The following is a 21,601-nucleotide window of genomic DNA, read 5'->3' as shown; positions in this document are numbered from 1 at the left end:
CTCAGTTGGAGTTGATGATAAAGAATAATATCTATTTTTATCTAATTTCTATATAAGATTTATCCATTAATCTACCTTCCCCTTGCGGTGTTGTTAACACCATTACCCATTAACCTTCGAGGAAGGGTAATATTCAATAAAAGATGAGAATAAAACGGGGCAGGAATAACTTTCCAGTCATCTTCTTAACTATTGATTCTGGATAATAAAAAAGATTCTTAGAATATCTAAAACAGCCTAACAATAAATTTTTTTAACCCGGTAAACAACACATTAAATCATGGTTTCTATCTCTTTTTTAAACCCCCTCTCACCCGAGGGGAAGGATATTGTCAGGGAATTGGGCAGCTTTGATGGCATATCTCAGGACATACCAGAACTACGCAGGCTGGTAACCCGTAATCCATCTCAAGAAATAGTTGCTGATGAAGAAATACCCTCCAACTACTTGGAGCTGGCCCTGAAAAGGATAGAATGGTATGTTAAGAAAAAAAATGACCGGGAATTCAACAGCCGGCGATATTCATTCTTATCAGACCAGGCCATAACCAAATACGATGTTATTTCATTTTATCTACTGTGCCAGTCGATCGGGGTTAAATTCGGACCTAACTCCCGTGAAACACGGGTTATGGTTGAAGCCCAGGGGGATCTGGTCCAGGAAAGGCTGGGAAAATTAAGCCTACAGGAAGGCCGGTTAATGGTGGACCAATCCCTGCAACTCTTACTGAAGGGGGATACTGTTCACTGGACATTTTTCCAGGAATTACTGAGCACCCGCAAAATACGGCTCACCGAACTGGTTCTGGACCAGGGAGAGTTGATACTTAACCAGGAGGACTTCATTGATCGCTTTGGATCACGGATCAAGCACCGGAATCCCAGCAGCATGTACCAGCTTTTAATTGGGGATGAACTCAAGGAACTCCTCATGGTCAAGATGGTCATGCAGGAAACCGAGGACTACATCAAACAGGTACATGAAAAGGCCAGGATCATGGTGGAACCCAACCCCATTCTTCTTGAACTGGCTGAAGAGGTTGCCGAGATACTGGCCGAACCAATGCAGAGTTACGGTTATGGTTCTGGTCGGGGTGTTGGTGGGCCAATGAAGGCCGGACCACTAAACAGCCAGGCATTCCCTCCCTGCGTGAAAAAGGCACTGGAGGGTATAAAATCAGGAGGAAGGAACGATGCCATTGTACTATTCATGACCCCCTTCGTATCCTACGCCCGACTCTACCCCGATGTTTTCCGAATGAACCTGTCCAAACGGGTCTCTGATCAGGACCCACAGCTGGAGATCACTCAAAACGAGATTTTACCCCTGATTTACGAAGCTGCCCAGCGCTGCGTACCCCCATTATTTGAGGACCAGCCCCAGGAAAAGGTTAACATCAATGCCAAACTGGGATTTGGAATGCACTCCGAACTTAAAATGGAACACGAAGGTGAAACCACCTGGTACACTCCTATGAGCTGTGAAAAGATAAAACTGCACCTACCCCATCTTTGCCGACCCGATGAAGTCTGTAAAAAGATAGGAAATCCTTTAAGTTATTACAACCGGATGCTATGGGAAGTTAGAACCCTTAAGCCGGCCGATGATTCAGGAAGTACCACTGCCAGTGCTGAAAATAGTTCTGAGGGAGTTGAAGAAAATAACGGTTCCCCGGGTAAAGGTGGAACAACACCAGATAAACCAGGGGAGGCGTGATAACTTATGGAACTGAAACCCGCAACCCCCAATGAACGCCGGCAGTACTACCGGGAAGAATGGGATGTTAAAAATGTCCCTGACTTCATTCGCAATACTCTTATACAGAGGGAGTTCGGTTTTGACCATATAGGCCGCGGACCCAATGACCGCTACCGTGTGTTTCGCAATTCTGATGATCTGAGGAAATTCATGCGGGTTAGAACACCATTTGCCGCCTATTCATCAGTAGCATTTTACAACAATCCCAAACGCAGGGGAGGATGGATAAAGGCAGAACTAGTTTTCGACGTGGATGCCAAGGATATACCCATAAGAACCTGTGGATGCGATAACGTCTGTGAAATATGTTTAAACCAGGCCAAAGATATTGTCATGGGGCTGCTGGACACCCTTCAGGGAGATCTGGGGCTGAAAAACATTAACGTAGTGTACTCGGGCCGTGGTTATCATATAAGGGTCTTGGATGATGCAGTGATGGCCATGGACAGTGATGTTCGTAGCCAGATCGTTAAATATTTAGTGGGTGCTGATGTCCCCCGCAGTGAATACTCCAGCCACGGAATGAAATACAACCTGGAACACTTCACCATACCCTTTGGCTACCCCCAGGTATTCACCCACCGGGTAAAACAGGCCCTGTTAAACCTGACTCCCGATACAGAAATCGATGATGTCAGTAAGGATATAAAAAAGGCAGTTATAAAAAACCGTGAATTACTCCATGATGACCAGTGGGGAATATTCCGCAAAGCAATCGGACCCGTGAGGTACGGCCGGTTGGTTAAGGGTATTGCCTCCTTAAACCTGACACTGGTAGATGCCAAGGTTTCCATAGACCTCAAACGAATACTCCGCTTACCATCATCCCTCCACTCCGGAGTGAGCATGAAATCCACCCTCATCAAGAATTTGGAAACATTCGACCCTTTCCAGGATGCAGTACCTAAATTTGTTTACGAAAGGGATGATAAGTAGAGTTTATTATTTTTTAAAATAGAGTTTATTATTTTAAAAAAAAAATTAAGGGTTATTTAGCAGGTTAATGGTGCTTAGGAGGTTAATTGTGCTAATACCCCTTTAATCCCGGGTTAAAAGCTCATTTTTATGAAGATAACTGTACAAGAATTTCATCACATCCTCGTCGGCATCTTCAGCAATTAACAGATCCAGAACATCCACCAGATTGTACTTTTCCAGTAGTTTCTTCTTTAAATGTTTACCCACACGGAGATTCCGGATCCCGCCAGGGGTGAGTGTCTCCTGAATAAGGGACTCTGCATCCTGATATTCCCTTCTGGTGAGCGTAAACCATCGTTCACCTTCCACCCATGATTGGGGATGCTTTTTTAGGAACCTTGTGGTGTTATCATCATCCCACACCGTGGGTCCCGAGTACTTCCGGAAGGGAGTTAACTTCCACGTGTTCATTTCCAGGAGTATTATGCAAGTGTTTTCCTCATCACTCCAGGAATCACTCCCCATAACTTTAAAGTCCTCATTTTCCAGGATCTTCACCAAAGATTTTTCAGTCTTCTGGATCTGGGGATGTAGGGCATCCGCAGGAATATTCGGGGTGTGGAAGGCCAGAAGAACTGAATGGGTTTTTCTTTCTTTAAATGCATCCCTCAATGTTTCCCGGTCATACTTTAAGGTTTTAGGATAAAAATATGATTTTTTAGGGTTTTCCAGGAAGTTACCTGCTGCCACTCTGAATTCAGCCATCTTTTGCAGTGTCAGTGCTGCAGAAACATTCCGGTTCTGGTCAGTAGGGTCCACCACTATTAGGGGATCCTTAAATTGGGCCCCGGTACCGAAGTTCATAAGATCTATTCTGTATCCTGGTTTCCACTCTTCAATTGCACCTTCCAGAACCTTCAAAAATGAACCGTAGCGGATAACCAGCAATTCACACAGGTAGCCGGAAAATCCACCCACCTTGAACTCCGAGCCGTAGGTTCCCACCATCTTCATGAACCTTTTTAAAAGCCGGACTTCCCTAGTCTGTTCTGCCCCTAAATTATCCACCACAAATAGGGTGTGCAGCAGAGTGCGGTCCACCGCAGATTTGAGTTCACTGGAATCGGTGATGTCATAGCAGGGCACTAAATCCACCTCATAACCTTCAATAAAACCAGTAAGGTAAGGGTGGGAGGCATAACGTTCCTCATAAGTCCCATCAGCTTCATCTACGCATTTATGGGCCAGTTCCAGACCCTGACTTTTCAGATCATCTAGGGAAGTGGTGAGGGGGAATTTAATGAAAACATCAATGTCCAGACCCTTACCCTCTTCAGAGTTACCATTGGATAGCCAAGTGTTCTTGGCCACTGAGCCCAAGAGCACTGCTTCTGCATTGATGTTCAGTTTATTAGCATTTTTATTGATTATGTCTTTTAATTTATCTGCTAAACCTCTAACTTTCACTACCTCTTCCTTTGAGGGTTCAATATCCTCTAATATTGGGTTAAAATCAATCACTTATAATTACCTCTAAGCTGGGCTTTTTGCCATGTTTTTCTTTTTTTATGGGGTTAATTTATTAAATCAAACTGTATATTGGATTAAATCTTTAGTTTAAGGTTCTTGAGTTCATGGTTAAATGAAAAATTGTTGGATATCGGTATAAATAGGACCCACCGGGGTTAGTTCGCTTTTTTTCAAAACAATCTTCTCCAGGGTCATCTGCCCAATCTCGATTGACTCCAATTTTTGCACGGTTTCGGCCAGAATTTCCTTGTTCCGTGGTCCCTTCACCCGGGCAATGGTTAGGTGGGGTATGTAGCTGCGTTCCTTTTTAAATCCCATCTTGACAAATTCCTGGTCAAGATCCCGTTGCAGCTGGGAGAACTGCTCTGGTTCTTCAACTCCCAGCCAGATAACCCTCATATATCCCATGCTGGGGAATACTCCCGTCCCCTTAATATTCAGGGGAAAGGATTTGTACTTTTCCAGTTTGTCCTGGGTTATCTGGATTATGTTTTCAGTCTGGGTAGGGGAGATTTCTCCAAAAAATTTGAAGGTGAAATGCAGGTTCTCCGGCTCCACCATCTTCAATGGGGCGGCAGTTTTTTTTAGTTCCTTCTGTACTTTCTGAATTTCATAATTTAAAGTGCTGTCCACGTCAACTGCTAAAAATGCTCGCATATTATCACCAGCTTGAATAACTAGTCATTTGTTGGCTGTAATTAAATTTTAATGTTAATTTAAGGAATTAATTGAATTTTATGGGGAATTATCAGTGAATAACCAGTATTTATGAGGTATTCCTCAGTGATTCAAGATGCAGTGATTCCAAAGATTTCCCTGTGATTATATTCTTTTTTCCTGGGATAAATATTATCCAAACCTACTCTCCTTATATGATGAGGTTCTTAATACGGTCCAGACTTTCCTGGGGAGTTTCCACGGTGTTGAGTAAGTAAACATCCACTCTCTGGAATAATTCATAGAAAAAATCACTTCTCAGGTTGAGTTTCCGTTCATCCTTTATTAACTGGTGGGGGTTGCAGAAATCATTTTCCAGCATGAATTTCAGGGCCTCATCAGGATCAAGTTGGCGGAAGGGAGGATTAGAAACATTTCTCTCCAGAAGAACCACAGTTTTCAGGGTGTTGGTTTCCCGGACACGTCCCTGGAAGAGGGTGTTCACATCAGCGATGCCTCGTCCTTTGTTGTCCAGCTGGACACGGGCCACCTCTTTGGAAAAACCCGGCCACACCTGGCTCAAGTCATCTCGTATGTATGAGTTTTTTTCTGATGAATAAATAACCGCGGCGTTGTTAAATAGTCTGGTGAAGAACCAGTCATCGGATAGGTAGTTAAAGTTAGGGTACTGGAGGAGTCCGTAGGTCAGGGTGGTTTTTCCAGTTCCTGGTGGGCCAATAATTGCCATTCCATGGCCACCACAGTCCACTGCTGATCCATGGGTGGAGTATCGCCGGTGTTCAGAGTGGTACTCTTCAAAGAAGTCAGAAATAGTGGCCAGGGCAATACTTTTAATCCAGCCATAGTAGTCACAGTTTTTAATGATGCAGGTCTTGGAAACAGTTTCATATAAAACCTGAAGATCTCCACCATCTTCCACGGCAAAGACCTTAGTATGGGGGCGGATATCCTCATTCATGAACTTGAAGTTATCCTCCCATTCTTCCTTAAAACCTTCATTATCGGTAAGGAGTTTAACACAGGCCCCGTGAATATTGGCCTTTCTTTCGAACTTTACCCTGTTTTTAAGTTCACCCAACATTCTATCCTTGGTGTGGGGTGTTACTAACTCCACCTGGTATTCTGACATGTATAATTCCCCGAATCTTACATTACCCTACTAATCTCTTCCTTTGTAACTCATTGAAATATCTGAATATTTTATAGATCTAAATATTAAGTGACAATGGCTACTGGTTACTATATTTAATTACGTGGCAGTGGCTACTGTTACTTATTAGTTAAATATAGTTACGGTGGGCTTAATTTTTTTCTCCTACCTTGTGGATCATCAAAGTTAAGGAATATTTCAAAGGTTAGTATATATCAATGGCCCCTATTTCGGGATATTTCATGGAATTGACTATTAATGATCACTCCCGGAGATATTCTTGGAGATTGATCAACAGAATGATCACTCCTGGAGATGTTCTGGGGGATTGTCACCCCGGAGAATGATAACCCTGGGGATATTCTTATGTGATTGAATCATTCCAGGAGATTGACCAAAGTTTCCAGATGGTTTTTTAATTCAGCCATGGCTGTGTTGTACTGTTTTAAATTATCGGCAATCAGTTTTAAATCTTCAGCGTAGGCTTTACTATCTCCCTTTTCCATATCAGTGTACAATTTTTGATTCAGGGATTCAGTTTCATTATTCAAACGGGAAATTTCCTCATGGGTACTGGAAATATTTTTTAACTCATTGGAAATATCTCCCCGGAATATCAGGGTGTAGGCCCACATTCGGTAACTGAAGAACTGATCAGATACCTCTAAATTTTGATTGAAAAATTCTGGAGGTGGTGTGTTGGATATTCGCATACTACTGGCCACGGCACTCCGCTCGCTAGGGGATACATATTCCAGTGAAGATGCACTTTCTGTATAAGCCGCTGCATTTTCCATCTCTTTAATGGAAGAATCATTGTTCACCGGCACCTGAACTGTACTTAATTCAGATTTAAAGGTATCCAAGTCACTAGGCATTAAAACATTTGTAACTGCGACATAAATCACTCCGTAAGTACCAATGATGGCTACTAAAATAATTAACAATGCTAAAATCTTTTTATTAATAGTTCTGCCCCCTCAACTATGGATTTATTTATGGTATAATGGTCAAAAAGTATTATTTAAATTTTTATGTTTGAGATTTTAGATTATAGAGAAATAGGACTTAAAAAATATCAAAAAAGCAGTTAAAAATGCAGTCCAACTTTATATGGAAAAAATAGAGATTAAAATAAAAGATAAAGATTAAAAGATGTATTTGTCTTTTAACCAGTTTTTTGTAACTATTTTTCGATAATGGTTTCTTCAATGGCCATTCCGAAGTGTCGGGCTTTGGGATCCAGATAGATCATGACCTTGTCCCCTACCTTGAGCTCGGCTACAGAGAGGGGTGTACCATCCTCAGCGACCAGACGGATGGTTTCTGCGTTTTGGAGCAGAGTTCGGAGAATAACTCCATCAGATTCAGCTTCCACCAGCATCAGGGGACGTTTTTCAATTTTGACCCGGCCTACAATGGCCACTTTACTGTTGCCTTCCTGGTCCACAGTTAGAACTTCATCCCCGGTTTCCAGTTCCGAGAGGTATTTGGTCTTGTTTCCGGGGGTCATGACGTAGGCGTGCACTGGTCCGGCGTTAACCCGGAAGGGTCGTGAAGCCACATATTCACTTTCCATGGACTCACTGTGCACCAGGAACAGTCCCTGGGAGTACGATCCCACCAGCATACCCTCACCCAGCTGCATCATGGAACAGGTGTCCACACACACCCGGTCTCCAATACCCACTGGTTCCACCTTGGTTACGGTGGCTGGTTTCAACTGGTAACTTTCACTTTTTATCTTGTCTATTAACTCCGAAACCTTTTTAATATGGCTAATTTCATGGGGGCAGAGTAGAATACCATCAGTTCCGTGTTCCATTGTTTCCAGGGCCACTTTAGCCTCATCATAGTCAGCTACGGCGGCAATGATCTTCACATCTTCATCCTGCAATCCCGCAATGAGGTTTTCCAGGGGAATGACCTTCCAGTCCCGTCCCATGAGTATTAAGTAATCTGCTTCCTTTCCAAGGAGAGCAGCCAGTTCCTGATGTTTTTTGGTGAGAATTTCCACATAGGCTGCCACTTTCTTGTCCATTCTCTTTAACCTTTTAACTGCAGCCAGATCCTTGGATTCTGAAAGATCATCGGGTATGATGAGAGTGCCATCACCTTCACTGTTACGGCCCACCAGCATCACATCGGAGCCATCAATATCCGAAATGAGTTTTACATTACCCAGTCTGCGGATATTGTCCGCATCGCTGAAGTCAACAACGTGATCCATCCCAGATTCCAGTGCAGTGGTAATGAATTGCTTTTTCTTGTCCCATACATTACCTTCAGCCATTATCCATGCAAATTTCATAGTTATAACCTTCTAAAACATTTATAGATATTTTTATCTACAAATGATCGTATTTTTGGGGGGTTTATTTTATTGGGGATTAAAAAATGGGTATTTATTTACCATTTAAGATTTTAAGGGCTTCGTCCACTTCCAGGTTGTTGTGCACTATTTCCGCAATGGCCCGTGTTGTTTTCTGGGGAGATCTGGCCTGGAAAACGTTTCTACCTATAGCCACACCGGCTCCACCCATGTCCACCGAGTTTTTAACCATTTCCAGAAGTTCACGGTCAGTTTCCACTCGGGGTCCTCCGGCAATGACCAGGGGGACGGGACAACCGTCGATAACTTCTTTGAATGTGTCCGGGTCTCCGGTGTAATTGGTTTTAATGATATCGGCTCCCAGCTCGGCACCGGCACGGGCTGCCAGCTTAACCACTTCGGCATCGTGTTCATTGTCAATTTTCTTGCCTCGAGGGTACATCATGGCAATGAGGGGCATTCCCCAGTCATCACAGATCTCGGAGATGCTTCCCAGGTGCATTAACATCTCGGGTTCCATCTCCGATCCCACGTTTACATGTACCGATACTGCGTCTGCTCCCAACTGGATGGCTTTTTCCACACTGGTCACCAGTACTTTATGATCCGGGTCTGGTCCCAGGGCAGTACTGGCGGATAAATGGATAATCAGTCCAATATCCCGTCCATAACCTCGGTGTCCTGTGCCGACCATTCCCTTATGCATTATTACAGCGTTGGCACCGCCGCTGGCCACTTCATCTATGGTCTCTGCCATTTTTATTATTCCTTCCACAGGTCCGATGGAAACACCGTGATCCATGGGCACGATAACACATCTCCCGGTTTTCCGGTTGATTATCCTTTCAATCCTGATTTTCTTTCCTATCATAAATACCCTCCTTCTTATAGTTTAGGAGACCAGAGTTTTAGTTCTTTTAAACGCGGTGGGATGCCATCATCTCCACAGGACTCCAGCCACCCATTTTCTGACCTGATGATCTCAGTGCCGGATGATGAGTGAATAAAGTCTAAAAGACCTCTATTTCTTATTATTGTATCACGAGGTTTTAAAGTTGATGACCAAATGTAGAAAACTTTGAAGGTGGTGTCGGGATGGTAACCTCCACCCAGATCCACCGAGAGAACATCACAACCACCCCACTCATCCACCTTTTGGGTCACTTCTTCCAGGGTTTCGTGTAGGCGCACATCTGCATTTATAAATTCAATGGGAGTTTTAACTTCCTTTTTCAGTTCATCCAGCTTCTCTCTAGATTCAGTGCCCTTGTCCAGTGCTATTATCTTCCCGTGGGACGCTAGCTGGGATATGATACGGGTGGAATTACCCACATGACAGCCCAGCTCAACCACCACATCATCTTCTTTGATAATGTCTTTCAGGGTCTGTCTGTAAACTTTGATATCGTATACAATGTTGATCATGGTATTGAATCCAGGATACGTTATTAAATATATAAATTGTGTGATCTCATTCCTTTTTAATGTACGGTAATTGGGAATAGATGGCAAAAGTTCACCGGACAAGAAGCAGTAGAAATCCGGAGCTTAAGGGAAGTTGGTGAAGCATTGCGATTATTCTTTTATTCAAGTGGCAAAAGGTTTAATTTATTAAAACTGAGAACTTTTTTTATCTTTTTGAATTTTTTTATCCTTTTAAAAAAATATAATAACCAAAGATAACATAATAACCTACAGGGGGGGATTGTTATGACTTCAGATAATAAAAATGCTGAGAATAAGGACCATTACGTTCGTAATGTGCGTAAATATCGTCCAAAATCTGTCAGGAGTATTTTAAAAACTACCAAGAAGTATCATTAACCCGGGCTTTTCTTTACTAATTTTATTTTTCCTGATTCCTATCAGATTCCTTATTAGACCTGCGATTACAGAACAAATCATTAAAAAATGCAGGCCAGATATAAAAAGAATGGGAGATATTGTCCCAATAATTGTGGATTTTTAAGGATTAAATCCAATGGTTTTAAGGATTTAAATCCCAATTCTGATATTTATTAGTGGAGAACCGCATTTTTAAATCTTTCAAAGCCTATCCTCTCAATAAATCTACCTAAACGTTTTTTATCCCCGTTTTCCTGGTAATATTCGATTATTTTACCAATCAGTTCAAGGACTTCATCATCTTGCAGATCTTGGGCTAAAGTTTGGCCGATCATTGGTTTTATTCCACTGGTTCCACCTACCAAAATTCTCCACCCCTTTCTGAAGCCAATGAGTCCAATATCTTTCACTCCAGACTCTGAACAGGAATTTGGACACCCCGATACTCCGATCTTAAGTTTGTTGGGTAGTTCTATTCCCTGGAACCTTTCATCGATTTTAAGTCCCAGGCTGATGGAATCCTGTTGAGCTCGTTTGCAGTAGGTGGTTCCGGGGCAAATTTTAGCGGTTCTAACTTTTTTCCCAATGAACCCCCCGGGTTTCATGTCCAGATCTTCCCAGATCCGGTCAATATCATCGTATTTAATTCCAATGATGGCAATACTCTGGTTAGAAGTTACTTTAAGAGTTTTTGCATGGTATTTCTGGGCAGTGTTTGCTATTTTAATTAATGTATCAGGGTCCACCAGACCACCGGGAATATAGGGAATTATAGCATAGGTTTCCAGGTCTTTCTGGATAACTGCTCCTTTTTCTGGAATATTTTCTGACATATTTACACCTTCCATTCTATGCATTCATTCTATGTAATCAATGACTAATAAAATCGTAATTAAGTGCAATTTATATTAGTAGACTACAATCTAATACCATCAATGTCCAAAAAAGTAATAATTATATGGTTGTGGTGGATAATCAAATGAAATCATCAGTTTTTGTTAATTCTCATCTAAAAATTAATATAGGCCTTTTACCATAATATCCATAGATTGAATTAGGTCTAATGCACCTAAAGCCAATTTCTTTGGTGGGGATTTGACATGGCAGAGGATGAGGGAAATGAATTGGAAAAAAGTGTTGATGAATTAAATCAACAGCGTATTGATCTGGAAAAAGAGATCAACGATTTAAATCTCCTGAAAAATGAAAAATTGAAATCCATCAATGATGAACTTGAAATTAAGATTGAATGGATGGATAAAGAGCGGATAAAAGCCATTAAAGAGCGGGACAATTTACTGCGTAAGGTCAGACATTCCAATGAAAAAAGCTGGAAGAATGCCCTGAAAATGGTTGGTATTCTGGGATTTCTGGATCTGGTGTTAATACCAGCCATAATCATCCTGCTGTCCATACCACTGCAATGGATATTCGTATCCCTGGGCCTGGTCACCTTTCTGGGTATGATGCTCATTGTAAATTACATGTCGGGAACATCACCCTTTAACACCGGAGAAATCAGGAAAGCCATTACTGTATCTCTCATAACTGTGTACCTGGCATTTGTTCCCCTATTAACCATGGGGGTGGTGGGTTTTCCCGGGGCACAGACCATTGTAACCAACTTCACCTGGCTAATTGCCGTGGTTATCGTGCTCTACTTCGCTACCCGGCCACTGGAAGAGTACATTAAAAACATGAACTCTAAAAAATAGGCTAAATATTCTTTTTTAATCAATTTAACAGGATTCTAAATAGTTCTGTTATATTGATATATCTCTAATTTTCATTACAAATTTTAAATTAACTGTTGCTTCATAAACCAAATATATTTCCTGGTTCATTTTTAATTCTCTGAGGATGCCGCACTGCACCCTGCAACATAACCGGTAGAAAAGGCCTGCTGCAAATTATACCCACCCCTACCACCACAACCAGATATTATCTCCCCGGCAAAATATAATCCACTAACCAGATTGGATTCCATAGTTTTCGGGTCAATTTCCTTTTTGCTGACTCCCCCGCAGGTTACCATAGCCTTATCCAGGGGGAGGTGACCAGTTACAGTCAAAGGAAGGGCTTTCAATGCCTCCTGCAACTTCAACCTCTCCTTTTTGTTGACCTGATTCAACTGTTTCTGGGGATCAAGTGATATGGTATTTAATATAGGTTCAATGGTACGGTTGGGGAGATGTTTTTTTAAGTAGTTCTTTAAAATCTTTTTACTGTTATTCTGGAAGTCTCTAATGAGCTCCCCTTCCAGGGATTCTCTTTGTTCTTCTGGTTTAAAGTCAATGTAGAGCTTTAAATCCCCGTGTTCATCCCAAAGATTTATAATATCATGACTCATATCCAGAATTACTGGTCCTGAAACACCAAAGTGGGTTAAAAGAAGGTTTCCCCGGGGCAAAGTTATTTTTTTACCCCCGTACGCTATTGTGAGGCCCACATCCATCAGGGTAACTCCCTTTAACTTATGAATCCATTTTTCCCGCACCCTCAGGGGAACACCCCCTGGTTTTAGTTCGGTAATATTATGGCCCAATAATTCTGCCATATTTAAACCATCCCCGGTTGAGCCGGTGAAGCCATAGGTAACTCCTCCCGTGGCAATGATAACTTTACGGGCGGTGATTAACTCCTTTTCCTTTGAAGATAGTTTGAAAATCTTTGAACTTTTATTTAAATGATTTAAACGGTAATTACAAACAATTTTTACCCCATATTTATTCAAAACCTTTATCAAAACTTCAACCACAGATTCTGCCTTTTCAGTGATGGGGAATACACGTCCCTCCTCTTCTACCTTCATTTTAAGGTCATTTTCTTTAAAAAACTCCATCAGGTCCTGGTTGGAAAATGTGCTGAAGGCATCACGATAGAATGAACCTCTTCTGCCAAACTTTTCAAGGAAAACTTTCAAACTGGAAGTATTGGTAAGATTGCATCTGCCGTTGCCGGTTAGAAGTAGTTTACGGCCGATTTTATCATTTCTCTCCAGCAATATCACATTTTTTCCCTGTTTTGCCCCCTGGATGGCGGCCATGCAACCGGCAGGTCCGGCTCCCACTACAGCTATGTCGTATATTTTCATTTTACATTTCCTTGAGTAATTATTTAGATTTAAGAATAGAAAAGGAGTAATTAATACCATAAAAAGAATGGGGAAGGTTCAAACTTTTTTTATTAAAAAGGTTGACTTAAGGAGTCAACCTTCTCCTGTCCCTGGGGAAGAGCACGGTTTCCCGGATGTTTTTCATTCCGGTGATACACATGGTGAACCTTTCTGCTCCCAATCCCCAACCAGCGTGTGGTGGCATTCCGTACTCGAATGCTGCTAGATAGCGCTGGAAAGAGTCAGGGTTCAGTCCTTTACTCTTTATCTGTTTCACCAGGAGATCGTGCTGGTGTACCCTGGTTGCCCCAGAGGATATTTCCAGATCCCGGTACATCAGGTCAAAAGCATAGCTTTTTTCCGGTTCATCTTCATGGGGCTGGACATAGAATGGTTTGATTTCACTGGGCCAGTTGGTTATGAAGTAATAGCCATCCATAACTTCGCCTAATGCTTTTTCAGCTGCCCTGGAGAGGTCTTCGCCATGCTGAAGTTGCACACCCTTGGAATTAACTATGTCGATTACTTCATCGTATTCCAGACGGGGGAAGGGTAGTTCGGGTACTTCCAGTTCCACTCCCAGATCTTCCAGTTCGGCCTGGCAGTTTTCCTTCACTTCTTTAATGGCATGGTGCACCAGTTTCTCCAGGAGTTCCATGGCTTCTTCCTGGTCAGCAAAGGCCAGCTCTGCATCAATGGATATTACCTCGTTGAGGTGTCTCAGGGTATCGTGTTCTTCGGCCCGGAAGATAGGGGCAATTTCAAAGACCTTATCCAGTCCAGTGGCCATCATCATCTGTTTGTAGAGTTGGGGGCTTTGACCCAGGAAGGCTTCCCTTTCAAAGTAGGTTATGGGGAAGAGTTCGGTTCCACCTTCTGTGGCGGATCCCACCAGTTTGGGGGTGTTGACTTCCATGAAACCCTTTTCTTCCAGGAAAATACGGACTGAGTGCAGCATTGTGCTTTTTATTTTGAATATGGCACTGATGCTGTGTTTTCTCAGATCAAGGTAACGGGAATCCAGCCGGGTGTCAATTTCAGCCCGCACCTTTTCAGTGGGGTCCAGTGGTAATGGCTGTTTGGATTCATTCAGTACCTTAACTTCTTCTGGTATGACTTCCACACCACCTGGTGCTTTAGGTGATCCTTGAATGGTTCCTTTAACCGCGATAACTGACTCTTTTTTGAATTTTCTTATTTCTTCCATTAGTTCGGGGGTGATCTTTTTGCTGGGAGCAGTTATCTGGGTTATACCATTCCGGTCCCGTAAAAGTACGAAGATAATACCGCCCAGGTCACGGATCTCATGAACCCAGCCCATGAGAGTCACTGTTTCGCCGTCCATATCTTCGTCAAGTTCCTGTGAGTAATGTGTTCTTTTCCAGTCTCCTAATGAATCTGTCAATTTAATTCACCTCAATTTAATGTAATAGGGATACAAATTGGTGTGTGAACATCTAAAATAGCTTTTTAAGCTTAAATTCAAATTTTAGATTCAAAAATTGCATTAATACCAGTTGAATTTTTTAAAGGGGTGATAAGAAATTCAGCACTGATAAAAATGATGATTTTTTAATTCAATTCCTATTTGATTAATTATTATTCAATTATACCTTTAGTGTTCCAGGTAGAATATACTTATTTCTATTAAACTAATCACTGGCATGTTATATAATATATTAGTTTAGGGTGTACCTTTTGTTTAGGTGCACCTGTCACTTTCATTATAGTAGTATCAACTTATTTTTTTATTCCATCCAGACGCTTTTTAAATGATTCAGCGTGTGCATAAAGGCCTTCGTATTCTGCCAGGGGGATAACCACATCTTTAAGGCTTTTTAAACCTTCTTCAGATAACCTCTGGACAGTTGGCTTCTTCAGGAAGGATTCCGTGGAAAGGCCAGAGTACATCCGGGCGCAGAATGATGTGGGCAGGACGTGGTTGGTGCCCGAACCATAATCGCCGGCAGCTACCGGGGTTAAATTTCCCAGGAATATGCTCCCCGCATTTTTAATATCTTTAACCACTTCTTCTGGTTTGCGGGTTGCTATTATCAGGTGTTCCGGTGCGTATTCATTGGAAAACCGGATGGCATCATCCATTGTATTGACCACAATGATTTTACCGTTTTTTTGCAGTGATTCAGTGATGATCTCTTCCCTTTTCATACGGGGCAACTCTTCCTCTACCTGGTCCTTCACGGCAGTGGCCAGCGCCATGGATGTGGTCACCAGTACTGAGGCCGCCTGGGGGTCGTGTTCTGCCTGGGCCAGGAGGTCCAGTGCAATGTACTCAGGATTACCAGTTTCATCGGCTATTATGAGGACTTCTGATGGTCCGGCAGGAAAATCAATATCTACCTGTCCGTATACCATTTTTTTGGCCGCAGTTACAAAGATGTTACCGGGTCCCACAATTTTATTCACTGCAGGAATGGTTTCAGTTCCGTAGGCCATGGCTGCAATAGCCTGTGCCCCACCCGCCCGGTATACCTTGTCGGCACCAGCCAGGTAGGCTGCCGCCAGAACCATGTCCTGCACTGTTCCATCGGGACCAGGAGGGGTGCAACATATAATTTCCTCCACCCCTGCAACCTTTGCCGGGATAACCGTCATTAGAATACTTGACGGATAGATTGCCCTTCCGCCCGGTATGTAACAACCCACCCTTTCCAGTGGACGGACGATCTGACCGGCAGTTATGCCCTCATCCACTTCCAGTGACCATTCCTGTGGTAACTGGGACTGGTGAAATTTTTCAATGTTGGATGCCGCCTTTTCAAGACTAACCATAAGCTGGGAGTTAATTTTCTGGATACTCCCCTTTAAATCCTCTTCTTCAATGAGAAAATCCTTAAGGTCAACTTTATCAAATTTTTCAGTGTAGTGGTGGAGTGCCTTGTCTCCATTATCCCTAACATTGCTCACAATGCCTTCTACAATGTTGACAATAGAACTGGAGTCTAACTGTGATCTCTGTAAGAATTTTTCCATAGTTCCGTCATCTATTTTTATAATTTTCATTTTTTAACCAAGCATCAATTTTATTAACCAAGATCAAGTTTTTAAACAGGTTGTTGTGGATTATTGTTATTGTATTATGGATCAGTCCAAACCTTTATTTGTAACCATGGGTAAACATTATTTTACCCACTGTGCCCAGCACTTTCATACTTTATACCTTATGCTTATGGTTTTTTCTGGGTATAGCTTTGGGGGCAAATTTATATATGCCTGTTGATCGAATTTAAATTACTTAATTGTAGGTGTCTGGTAGATATGTACAAAGATGAGCTTATACAGTTACACCAATTTTTGGTATACGTTTTAAAGCATCTGGACCATGAGTATGAGGTGAAGGATGAATGTAAGGAGTACTTATGCCTTAACATCAGCCCACATCACATACACCGCACCAAAGCCGAACATAAATATGCTATTTTTGTATTATCAAATTCTATTTCTGAGATCATTGCTGCCAACAACGGAGGAACTTCTTCTAACATTTCCAATGGACTCTCAGAATTAGTAAAACGGTCGCGAAAAGAACTCATACGATTCCAGAATGATGATGCCTTAGCCATACAAAAAATTGAAATGTAAATTAAAACACCCCTGGCTGGTGATATTGAAATGAGTACCTTATTAAAGATGGTATGCTTGATTGATGGTGAACACTATCTTCCGGTTACTAAATCCGCATTAAATACTCTTGATAACATTGAACACATCGAAGTGGTTGCCGCGGTATTCATTGGAGGCACAGAAAAACTTAGAGATGCCACACCAGAATCCATTGGTAAGAAACTGGGAGTTAAAGTTTATTTTGGTCCTGATCATCATAAAATTCCCTATGATCTTATTGTTGAAGTAGCCGTTGAACACCATGCCGATGTGGTTATGGATCTTTCTGACGAACCGGTGGTTGATTATTCTAAACGTTTCAAGATAGCTTCTATGGTCCTGGAGCAGGGAATACTCTACGAGGGGCCTGATTTTTCATTCCAACCCCTGGATGAATATGAAGTCCTCACCAAACCATCCCTTAAAATTCTGGGAACTGGTAAACGAATCGGTAAAACCGCAGTGTCAGCCTACGCTGCCCGTTTAATCCACAGGGAAAAATACAACCCCTGTGTGGTGGCCATGGGCCGTGGAGGTCCGGAGGAACCGGAGATCGTCCGGGGAGATGAGATCGAAATCACACCCCAGTACCTCATGGAACAATCTGATAAGGGAATCCACGCTGCCAGTGACCACTGGGAAGATGCCCTGATGAGCCGAATACTCACCATTGGATGCCGCCGTTGCGGTGGAGGAATGGTGGGGCAGGTGTTCATCACCAACATGAAACAGGGCGCCCAGATGGCCAACGAAGTTGATTCTGAATTTGTGATAATGGAGGGAAGTGGAGCAGCCATACCACCCATTAAAACTGACCGGCACATTGTACTGGTAGGTGCTAACCAGCCCATAATCAACATTGAGAGATTCTTCGGCCCCTACCGTATTAAACTGGCAGATCTGGTGGTTGTAACCATGTGTGAAGAGCCAATGGCCAGTCCCGGGAAGGTGGAACGTATCCAGAAATTTATAGAGGGAATCAATCCCCAAGCCACGGTTATACCCACGGTGTTCAGGCCCAAACCCCTGGAATCAGTGGAGGGTAAACGTGTCTTATTTGCTACCACCGCTCCTGATTCAGTTAAAGAGGTTCTTATAAAACACCTGGAAGAAGAACATGGCTGCACAGTAGTGGGAACCACACCCTACCTGTCCAATCGGCCATTACTCCAGAAGGACATTGAAAAATACATTGACCAGGTTGATGTCATGTTAACCGAGTTGAAGGCCGCGGCAGTAGACGTGGCCACCAAGGATGCACTCCAGGCCGGTCTGGAAGTGGTGTACTGTGACAACATACCACTGGTAATCAGGGAAGAAGATAACCTGGATCCAGCCATCCTGGAAGTTGTGGACCAAGCCATAGCTGACCACAGTAATAAATAAAAGCATTCTTGAAGGCAGGAATGATTTTTTCCTGTTTTATTTTCATTTTATTTAGCCTTTTTTTAGAGATATTTTTAAAAATATGGAATCCTAAGACCCGGTGGGTGATCAGGTGGAATCTACAGATTATACTCAGTTGGATTATGATAAACTCAAAAAACAGCTTTCTTTCAACTTCGCGGAGAACAAAGCCATAAAGGACCTCCAGATCAAACCAGATGCCTTCATACCTGTATTATTTTCCCTTAAATTTGGTGGAGACTGGAGCTTTAAAACCAGTGAACTGGAAGCCATGGCGGTGAAAGAGAAAATAACCCGTTACAACGAGGTCGAAGAGGAAGGTTATACTCTGGAACGGGTAACCCTATTTGTAAATCCAATTTTAATCTCCACGGAAGGTAAAGTGTTGCGCCTGGAGAAATGCGGTACTAAAAATGAACGTGAACTGGTAGAAAGGCCTTTCCGGGTTCAACTGGATGCTGAAGATATCATACTGGCGGGACTCAACCCGGCAGCCATGGAAATACATCTAGAAAGAATCAAGGGGCCCCTGACCTTTGAAGGATCTGCGGCCTACGGTGTCTCCCACGAGATGGAACACCTGGCTGGTGGTGAGCACACCGGGAAATTCATATGGGAATTTAAGTATCGAGTGCAGGGTTGAACATTATGGTTAAAATTTAGGGATACTTTTTTTTAGCTACTTTTTTTTAGCTATTGTGATTAGGAGGATAAATAGTAAATTAAGTGAATGCTAGACAGGGATTAGTGATGCTAGATAAGTGAAAATTCTTAATTTAAAAAAATAGGGTATTAAGGAAAATAAAAAAAAAATTGGTTAGCCAGTAGATCTATCTTAATAGAGGTTCTTACCAAAGCTTTCCCTTTTTTCTATTTTACCATTTTCACTGTGGATGAAAACTTCCACATTGTATCGTTTACCTTCTTCCTCGGCGAATTCAATTGCTTCTTCCTTGGTGTCAAAATGTCCTGATGCCTTCACCGCACCATCCCTTTTAACATCCCAACCCCCCTTTCTACCAGTCATCACATGGAGATTAGCAGCCATCTTTTCACCTCTTTGATTATGGATAATTAATCTTACTCGGCCTTAGATATGTATTATAATCTTTAAATACCTATCTTAAAATTATAACAACTTAAATCAATTATTTTAAGCTAAAAATACACTGACTTAATTTTCACATAGTTTTAATGTTTTTTCAATAGGATTTAATTTTTAGGAAGATAAAAAAAAGGAAAAATAATTAAAAAATGCCTAAAATCAAGGCGGGGATACAGATTCCGCATTTTTAACGATAATTTTTGATTTTTTAGAAGTTTTATTGCGGCGATAATTGATGAGCCGGGAAGAATTACCCACCACCAGAACCGATCCCAGGTTGTGAATCAGAGCACCAGCCACCGGGCCAATGATACCAAAGGCAGCCAGGACAATGGCCGTGAAATTGATGAGGATGGGTACCACTATGTTCACGTTAATGGTGCCCCGGACTTTACGGGAGAGATGGATGAGTTCTGGTATTTTACTTATATCATCGGACATCAAGGCTACATCGGCGGTTTCAATAGCCACATCAGAGCCCAGGGCACCCATGGCCACACCCACATTGGACCGGGCCAGGGCCGGAGCATCGTTGATCCCATCACCAATCATACCCACCTTCCGGTTTTGCTGTAGCTGTTCTTCAATTACCCGGACCTTATCCTCGGGAAGTTGCTGGGAATAGACCCTATCTACTCCGATATCCCGTGCTATAGATGATGCCGTAACCTGGTTATCACCGGTTAACAGGAAAACCTCCTTAATACCTATTTCTTTAAGTTCCTCTACTATTTCTCTGGACTCTCCTTTGATCCTATCTGCTACAGTTATAATTCCAATTATTGATTGTTCAATGGCCACCAGCAGAACAGTTTTACCCCTATTTTCCTGAAATTTCATTATATCAATCATTTCCGGAGTTATAAGGACTAGGTTGTTATCCATGAGTTTTCTATTTCCAACCAGAACCTGCTGATTATCTATATCGGCCTCGACACCCTGGCCTAGTTCTACCCTGAACTTTTGAGGGTCATCTACTGATAATAATTCATTTTCTGCTTTATGGAGTACAGCTTGACCAATGGGATGTTCTGAGAATTTTTCTGCCATTGCAGATATACTCAAAATCTCTTCAGGAGTGTACTCATCACTTAATGACATAACTTCAGCTACTTCGGGTTTACCGTAGGTTATGGTACCGGTTTTATCGAAGGCAATAACATCCACCTTACCCACAGTTTCCAGTGCTTCCCCACTTTTAATCAGGATTCCCTTACGTGATGCATTACCAATACCGGCCATAATTGCCGTGGGAGTGGCCAGTACCAGTGCACAGGGACAAAACACCACTAATATAGTTACCAAGCGTATGATGTCCTGGGTTAAGAAGTAGGTTATCAGGGAGGCGGCAACTGCCAGGGGGACAATTACAGTGGCCACCCGGTCAGTTAATCTAACCACCGGTGCTTTTTTATCTTCAGAATCACGTACCAGGCGTATGAGTTTGGCCAGGGATGTATCTTCCCCCACTTTAGTAGCCTCTACTTCAATGACGCCCAACTGATTCAGAGTGCCTATAAATACTTCATCCCCTATTTTTTTATCAACCGGCATGGATTCCCCAGTCAGTATGGACTGGTCAATGGAGGTATGTCCCTTTATAATAATTCCATCAACTGGGATGGATTCTCCTGGTTTTACCAGAAGAATGTCACCCATGGCCAGATCCTCCACTGGTATTTCCCTCTCTCCGTCGGGTGTCTTAATGCGGGCCATAGGGGGTGTTAGCTCTAAAAGTTTTTTTACACTTTCCCGGGCTTTTCGAACTGTTCGGTCCTCCAGTATCTCACCAATCGTCATGATAACGGCAATTTCTGCAGCTGCAAAATATTCCCCAATTAACAGAGAGGCAATCAATGCTATACTCACCAGTACATTTGCTTTGAGATCAAAAGAGGTGATAAGTCCCTTAACTGCCTCCAAAAGAATGGGAGTTCCACTGATTACCACGCTCACCAGGGCCACGTCAAATGGTATTACATTTTTTAAGATACCGGACCAGCTGATTAATAAAAAAACTGCGGAAATAATTGTTAAAACTATGGAACGATATTCACTATCCGTTTTAAATTTATTAAAGCTAATATTATTTTTAATATCTATATTTGGCATCAAAGCACCTTTTTTATATTTTATTA

General features: G+C 42.3%; 19 protein-coding genes. 6 read left to right on the top strand and 13 right to left on the bottom strand.

Annotation, left to right across the window (positions count from 1 at the left end; all coding sequences use genetic code 11):
• The first annotated feature begins 280 nt into the window (after positions 1–280).
• Together QC759_RS05965 and priS are read left to right on the top strand one after the other, a co-directional pair.
• Positions 281–1,717 (top strand): DNA primase, encoded by a 1,437-nt coding sequence (locus QC759_RS05965; protein ID WP_048073345.1) that lies wholly within the window; start codon positions 281–283, stop codon positions 1,715–1,717.
• Positions 1,718–1,723: 6 nt separating this feature from the next.
• Positions 1,724–2,695, top strand: coding sequence for a DNA primase catalytic subunit PriS (gene priS, locus QC759_RS05960; RefSeq protein ID WP_048073344.1), 972 nt, complete (start codon positions 1,724–1,726; stop codon positions 2,693–2,695).
• A gap of 102 nt (positions 2,696–2,797) precedes the next feature.
• Here priS and cca read toward each other — a convergent pair whose 3' ends face one another.
• The 8 genes from cca to QC759_RS05920 all read right to left on the bottom strand — a co-directional run bounded on the left by cca (position 2,798) and on the right by QC759_RS05920 (position 11,045).
• Positions 2,798–4,198: a CCA tRNA nucleotidyltransferase gene (gene cca / locus QC759_RS05955; protein WP_052660006.1), complete on the bottom strand. Its 1,401-nt coding sequence runs from the start codon at positions 4,196–4,198 to the stop codon at positions 2,798–2,800.
• 117 nt (positions 4,199–4,315) lie between these two features.
• On the bottom strand, positions 4,316–4,864 hold the full coding sequence (thpR, locus tag QC759_RS05950) for an RNA 2',3'-cyclic phosphodiesterase (protein ID WP_048073343.1): 549 nt from the start codon (positions 4,862–4,864) through the stop codon (positions 4,316–4,318).
• Positions 4,865–5,075: 211 nt separating this feature from the next.
• The gene (locus QC759_RS05945; protein WP_048073342.1) at positions 5,076–6,014 is read right to left on the bottom strand and encodes a phosphoenolpyruvate carboxykinase (ATP); all 939 of its coding nucleotides are present in this window, start codon (positions 6,012–6,014) and stop codon (positions 5,076–5,078) included.
• A 398-nt stretch (positions 6,015–6,412) separates the two neighbouring features.
• Entirely contained in the window at positions 6,413–6,982 is a 570-nt protein-coding gene (locus tag QC759_RS05940) for a hypothetical protein (RefSeq protein ID WP_048073341.1), read from the bottom strand.
• Between the two features lie 239 nt (positions 6,983–7,221).
• Positions 7,222–8,346, bottom strand: coding sequence for a 3-dehydroquinate synthase II (locus QC759_RS05935; protein WP_048073340.1), 1,125 nt, complete (start codon positions 8,344–8,346; stop codon positions 7,222–7,224).
• A gap of 94 nt (positions 8,347–8,440) precedes the next feature.
• Positions 8,441–9,238: a 2-amino-3,7-dideoxy-D-threo-hept-6-ulosonate synthase gene (locus QC759_RS05930; RefSeq protein ID WP_048073339.1), complete on the bottom strand. Its 798-nt coding sequence runs from the start codon at positions 9,236–9,238 to the stop codon at positions 8,441–8,443.
• A 14-nt stretch (positions 9,239–9,252) separates the two neighbouring features.
• Positions 9,253–9,792, bottom strand: coding sequence for an SDR family oxidoreductase (locus QC759_RS05925; protein ID WP_048073952.1), 540 nt, complete (start codon positions 9,790–9,792; stop codon positions 9,253–9,255).
• Between the two features lie 593 nt (positions 9,793–10,385).
• On the bottom strand, positions 10,386–11,045 hold the full coding sequence (locus QC759_RS05920) for a nitrite/sulfite reductase domain-containing protein (protein WP_048073338.1): 660 nt from the start codon (positions 11,043–11,045) through the stop codon (positions 10,386–10,388).
• A gap of 267 nt (positions 11,046–11,312) precedes the next feature.
• Between QC759_RS05920 and QC759_RS05915 the strand changes: the two genes are divergently transcribed.
• Positions 11,313–11,927 (top strand): hypothetical protein, encoded by a 615-nt coding sequence (locus QC759_RS05915; protein WP_048073337.1) that lies wholly within the window; start codon positions 11,313–11,315, stop codon positions 11,925–11,927.
• Positions 11,928–12,058: 131 nt separating this feature from the next.
• On the opposite strand, the gene QC759_RS05910 is transcribed toward QC759_RS05915, so the two are convergent.
• The 3 genes from QC759_RS05910 to hisD all read right to left on the bottom strand — a co-directional run bounded on the left by QC759_RS05910 (position 12,059) and on the right by hisD (position 16,351).
• Positions 12,059–13,306, bottom strand: a complete 1,248-nt coding sequence (locus QC759_RS05910; protein ID WP_048073336.1) for a BaiN/RdsA family NAD(P)/FAD-dependent oxidoreductase — start codon at positions 13,304–13,306, stop codon at positions 12,059–12,061.
• Between the two features lie 106 nt (positions 13,307–13,412).
• On the bottom strand, positions 13,413–14,672 hold the full coding sequence (gene aspS, locus QC759_RS05905; protein WP_394296499.1) for an aspartate--tRNA(Asn) ligase: 1,260 nt from the start codon (positions 14,670–14,672) through the stop codon (positions 13,413–13,415).
• 395 nt (positions 14,673–15,067) lie between these two features.
• The gene (gene hisD / locus QC759_RS05900) at positions 15,068–16,351 is read right to left on the bottom strand and encodes a histidinol dehydrogenase (protein WP_048073334.1); all 1,284 of its coding nucleotides are present in this window, start codon (positions 16,349–16,351) and stop codon (positions 15,068–15,070) included.
• A 255-nt stretch (positions 16,352–16,606) separates the two neighbouring features.
• Here hisD and QC759_RS05895 point away from each other — a divergent pair, with 255 nt between their 5' ends.
• The 3 genes from QC759_RS05895 to QC759_RS05885 all read left to right on the top strand — a co-directional run bounded on the left by QC759_RS05895 (position 16,607) and on the right by QC759_RS05885 (position 19,001).
• Positions 16,607–16,930 carry a UPF0058 family protein gene (locus QC759_RS05895; protein ID WP_048073333.1) on the top strand — a complete coding sequence of 108 codons (324 nt, stop codon included), beginning with the start codon at positions 16,607–16,609 and terminating at the stop codon, positions 16,928–16,930.
• A gap of 30 nt (positions 16,931–16,960) precedes the next feature.
• Complete coding sequence (locus tag QC759_RS05890) at positions 16,961–18,337, top strand: 2,3-diphosphoglycerate synthetase (RefSeq protein ID WP_048073332.1); 1,377 nt, start codon at positions 16,961–16,963, stop codon at positions 18,335–18,337.
• A gap of 112 nt (positions 18,338–18,449) precedes the next feature.
• Positions 18,450–19,001: a putative ATP-dependent zinc protease gene (locus QC759_RS05885; RefSeq protein WP_052660046.1), complete on the top strand. Its 552-nt coding sequence runs from the start codon at positions 18,450–18,452 to the stop codon at positions 18,999–19,001.
• A gap of 192 nt (positions 19,002–19,193) precedes the next feature.
• Here QC759_RS05885 and QC759_RS05880 read toward each other — a convergent pair whose 3' ends face one another.
• The gene (locus tag QC759_RS05880) at positions 19,194–19,406 is read right to left on the bottom strand and encodes a DUF2188 domain-containing protein (protein WP_048073331.1); all 213 of its coding nucleotides are present in this window, start codon (positions 19,404–19,406) and stop codon (positions 19,194–19,196) included.
• 216 nt (positions 19,407–19,622) lie between these two features.
• Positions 19,623–21,575, bottom strand: coding sequence for a heavy metal translocating P-type ATPase (locus QC759_RS05875; protein ID WP_052660005.1), 1,953 nt, complete (start codon positions 21,573–21,575; stop codon positions 19,623–19,625).
• Positions 21,576–21,601: the final 26 nt, after the last annotated feature.

The organism is Methanobacterium formicicum (genome assembly GCF_029848115.1).
GTDB lineage: Archaea > Methanobacteriota > Methanobacteria > Methanobacteriales > Methanobacteriaceae > Methanobacterium > Methanobacterium formicicum.
Note: the sequence above shows the minus strand (reverse complement) of the source record. Positions and strands in the feature narration are given on the sequence as shown.

Coding starts and splice junctions, on each gene's coding strand:
- QC759_RS05965 (WP_048073345.1), top strand. CDS start 281: ATGGTTTCTATCTCTTTTTTAAACCCCCTCTCACCCGAGGGGAAGGAT.
- priS (WP_048073344.1), top strand. CDS start 1,724: ATGGAACTGAAACCCGCAACCCCCAATGAACGCCGGCAGTACTACCGG.
- thpR (WP_048073343.1), bottom strand. CDS start 4,864: ATGCGAGCATTTTTAGCAGTTGACGTGGACAGCACTTTAAATTATGAA.
- QC759_RS05945 (WP_048073342.1), bottom strand. CDS start 6,014: ATGTCAGAATACCAGGTGGAGTTAGTAACACCCCACACCAAGGATAGA.
- QC759_RS05935 (WP_048073340.1), bottom strand. CDS start 8,346: ATGAAATTTGCATGGATAATGGCTGAAGGTAATGTATGGGACAAGAAA.
- QC759_RS05930 (WP_048073339.1), bottom strand. CDS start 9,238: ATGATAGGAAAGAAAATCAGGATTGAAAGGATAATCAACCGGAAAACC.
- QC759_RS05925 (WP_048073952.1), bottom strand. CDS start 9,792: ATGATCAACATTGTATACGATATCAAAGTTTACAGACAGACCCTGAAA.
- QC759_RS05920 (WP_048073338.1), bottom strand. CDS start 11,045: ATGTCAGAAAATATTCCAGAAAAAGGAGCAGTTATCCAGAAAGACCTG.
- QC759_RS05915 (WP_048073337.1), top strand. CDS start 11,313: ATGGCAGAGGATGAGGGAAATGAATTGGAAAAAAGTGTTGATGAATTA.
- QC759_RS05910 (WP_048073336.1), bottom strand. CDS start 13,306: ATGAAAATATACGACATAGCTGTAGTGGGAGCCGGACCTGCCGGTTGC.
- aspS (WP_394296499.1), bottom strand. CDS start 14,672: ATGGACGGCGAAACAGTGACTCTCATGGGCTGGGTTCATGAGATCCGT.
- hisD (WP_048073334.1), bottom strand. CDS start 16,351: ATGAAAATTATAAAAATAGATGACGGAACTATGGAAAAATTCTTACAG.
- QC759_RS05895 (WP_048073333.1), top strand. CDS start 16,607: ATGTACAAAGATGAGCTTATACAGTTACACCAATTTTTGGTATACGTT.
- QC759_RS05890 (WP_048073332.1), top strand. CDS start 16,961: ATGAGTACCTTATTAAAGATGGTATGCTTGATTGATGGTGAACACTAT.
- QC759_RS05880 (WP_048073331.1), bottom strand. CDS start 19,406: ATGGCTGCTAATCTCCATGTGATGACTGGTAGAAAGGGGGGTTGGGAT.
- QC759_RS05875 (WP_052660005.1), bottom strand. CDS start 21,575: ATGCCAAATATAGATATTAAAAATAATATTAGCTTTAATAAATTTAAA.